Genomic DNA, 3,401 nt, shown 5'->3' with positions numbered 1-3,401 from the left:
GTCCAATTGTAAAATCTTGCCTGCATAAGTGATATAAAAATCTTTTGCTACAAGTTCCCTTTCATCATCCCTGAAAAAGTGCGGGTAACTGTCAACAGCCCAGCTGCCGCCGGTGATACTGGCAAGCTTCGGATTGTCAAAGCCGAAGTATAATGTATTTACTTTGGCTCTCTGCTTGTTTCTGTTAGATATTATATGTACAAATATACGTGTCTTTTTCTGCGTAAGCTTGATGAAGGGCTCGTCTTCACCGACTTTTAAAACTTCATCCTGAATATATAACTCTCTTAAATATTCATTATAATAATTTGTTGTATTAGCCAGTAAAAATATCTTGCCGGTCAGTCTGTCCCTGAGTATTGTCTTCAGCAAATCGCACAATGTGACAAACTCATTGTTTGCATATGTACTGCTTATAAACTCGTCAAATATTATAAAATCACCTGTTGGCATGTTTAACGAGCTTTTATAAACTTCATTCTGTGTCAGGTCAAGCGCATACATAAACGCTTCTGATCTGCCATCTCTTTCGCCCTTTTCGTCAATGTGACATAAGTACATTTTATGTCCGAAGTAATACACATTGTTGTACTGGCCGTCGGTCAGGTCTTTTATATAACCGCATGCCCGGATAACTTCAAACAGCTTTTCGATATTCTGCCGTGCTGTCATATCCGGTCTTTGTCTTATATAAGGTGTAGTTATACCGTACATCAGAAACAATATGATTGAAATAATTAAAAGGTTTGTTGTCTTGCCGGTACTTCGGGATGATATCAGGATAAACCATTCGGCAGCGCCGGGGTCAAGTTCCTTTGCCGGATTGTATATGCCTTTTGGCATTTTAAGCGCTTTATAATAGGAAAAAACTTTTTGCCAGTTAACTTCAATACCGTCCTGTACATTTCCATTGAGATATTTTATCTCTTCAGCTTCAACTTTCAATTTCCAAGCACGCTCCTTTCATCAAGGCCGCTTTCGATAAATGCCCTGTAAAATCTGTCAAGCTTCATTGTGAATGCAATTTCAAATATTACAGCGCTTGACCTTTCAGTCATTTTTACTCCATCAGGTGCAATCCATTCTGAAGCATTGTCTTCATAATGTATTGTATTCTTTTCTGATACATCAGCCTTTAATTCCATGCCCAGTATATCAAAAGCTGCAAACGGGTCTTTATCAAAATTGAGTATTGCGCTTTTCGGCATCCCTGCAACAGTCGCTTTGATCTTGCCGTCTTCTTCGGTCAGATAACGCTTTGCCCCTAAAGTCTTTATGCGTGTTATGTTGGGGCTTTCCAAATCGAACATGCCAAGATCATCAAACGCCGGGTCTGTCAGTCCTGCCGATTGTATTTTTTTGGCAATCCACTTGTTATACTCTTCAAATATTTCTAATACTCGTGGATGCTTCCTGCATTTGTAACTGTCTGTGTCATTATATATAATGTAGTCTGCGCCCAGCTCGTCAATGATCTTGAAGCCCGGCTGAAAAAGTGCCCAGCGTGCATGTGCTGTAACCCATATGCCCCACTGCGGCAAGAGTATCTGCTTTGCTTTTTCTGCTTCAAAGTCAAGGTCATTTTCTTTTAACTCCCAGTTTTCAAGGTTGTTTGAATATTTCACGCTCGATAATTCCATCCGGGTTACGAGAAGGCCATAGCCCGCATTCACGCCCGACTTCTCGATTGCATATTCGGGCGTGCCGGAAAGCCCGGCTTTTTTCATTTTGGCTTTGTTCAGATAGTGTCTGTTTAATACATTAAGTATAAACTTTGGCAATCTGATCTTTTCGGAAGTCCACAGGCATATTATGTCGGCTGACTCCCACTTGTAAAGCTTTGTATATATCTGCCAGTCAAGCTCAGTCAGGACAACTTTCATTTCACCAGCTGTGGCAACTCTGCCGTTATCGATCAAAGCGTCTGTCAGCTCTAAACATTTATGCTTGCTTTCATATGATATTGAAGTTTTACGCTGTATGTTTGTAAACTTTACAGTGATGATGCAGCACTTTTCTTTCAGATACCGGCTGAAGTTCTCCAAGTCATAACGTGCAATAAACGGCGTGCCGGGATAATACCCAAAATTCATCCATGCCGGATAAGCGCTTGTCTCATCTTCACCGATTGCATTTTCTATCACATAGCCGGTATTTGTTATATTTGCGTGTACATAACCGCCCCGGAATAACCACCTGAACCAGTATTGATATGTTTCACAATCGGGAAAAGCATTTTGCACCAACTGTTTATAGTCTTTTGTGCCCTGATAGCCTAAAATATTTTTAAGCTCATTTCTGACTTCAGACCGAAGCAAACCGGTCTTTGTCAGCGGTATTTTTTTGTCAGGGTAAATATACTTGCTAAAGATAAAGCTTGACCATTCGGCCAGTATTGCAACGTCGTTGATGCAATAATCTTTTTCAGTATCGGTCAAAGGTGTTTTCCATGTTCGCATTATTTTATAGTCTAAATCGCCTTTTAACTTCTGAGTGGTCGTAAAATCTTTTGCAAGCTGTGCAAGGCTGCCGCCTGATATGCTCAAAGCTTCTCTGAAGTCGAAGCCGTCTTTTGTCGGCGCTGCCAGCGGGTGACGTTCTTCACGTGCAAAGAAGTTTTCTTCATCCCATAATAAGCGCTTGCGTAAGAACTGGAATTCAAAGCCAAGATTTGCAACCCAGCATAAAAGCTTTCTGACAGCGCCCAGTCTGTAAAATTCAACGAGCCTGTTATACAGGTCAAAAAATAATTCCCAGCGCCTGCCTAAATAGATATAGCCTATTTCATCAGATGCAATAACAAGCTGCCAGTGATACATATAGGCGGCCTTTGACTCGTCAGTAATTACATTTGTTGTCTCTATGTCAAAACCGCTGTAAATGGGCAAATATTCAAACTCTATGCGCTGGCCGTCAACAATCTTTTTGATCGTAACCGTATTGCCACCAAGCGGAAACTGTGGCAGCTCCTGGCAGCGTTGCGTGTACTCGTATACATAACAGGACACTTCTTTCTTTTCACCTTTAATCTGCAATGTTAGCTTTATTTCTTTTATAGCCGTCTTCAACTGCGGCTGCATTTGTAGCTTCTTTCTGTGCTTCGGCATTGTTTCGTTTTTCTCCTTCCTGTAAGATTGCCATTAAAAGCTCATAACTTTTTGCGCCGGGTGTTTTCATCAGATCAGCCACAGAAGCATCATATCTTAATTTATGCTTGCTGTCTTCATATTGCTTAACATAGGTCTTTGCATCAATATATTTTTGTACATCTTCGTCAGTAACATTTTTTGCTTCACGCTGTATCTGACTTTCAGAAGGGTTTAGATTTCCTTTTTCTGCAAGGTTTTCTTCAGCAACCTGCCTTTTGTAAGTCTGCTTTGCACGCTTTACACCCGGCAAGC

At 40.9% G+C, this 3,401-nt stretch carries 3 protein-coding genes; all 3 read right to left on the bottom strand.

Annotation, left to right across the window (positions count from 1 at the left end; all coding sequences use genetic code 11):
• The coding region (locus tag ACKI5B_RS03535; RefSeq protein WP_407425895.1) for a hypothetical protein at positions 1 to 945 on the bottom strand (945 nt) is incomplete at its 3' end.
• Entirely contained in the window at positions 942 to 3,080 is a 2,139-nt protein-coding gene (locus tag ACKI5B_RS03530; RefSeq protein ID WP_407425893.1) for a hypothetical protein, read from the bottom strand. The genes ACKI5B_RS03530 and ACKI5B_RS03535, both read right to left, overlap by 4 nt.
• Positions 3,025 to 3,401, bottom strand: a 377-nt coding sequence (locus tag ACKI5B_RS03525) for a hypothetical protein (protein ID WP_407425891.1), incomplete at its 5' end; no start/stop codon positions are given. The genes ACKI5B_RS03525 and ACKI5B_RS03530, both read right to left, overlap by 56 nt.

It is taken from the genome of Treponema sp. (genome assembly GCF_045657965.1).
Taxonomy (GTDB): Bacteria; Spirochaetota; Spirochaetia; order Treponematales; family Treponemataceae; genus Treponema_D.
This window is presented reverse-complemented; position numbering and strand designations above follow the sequence as displayed.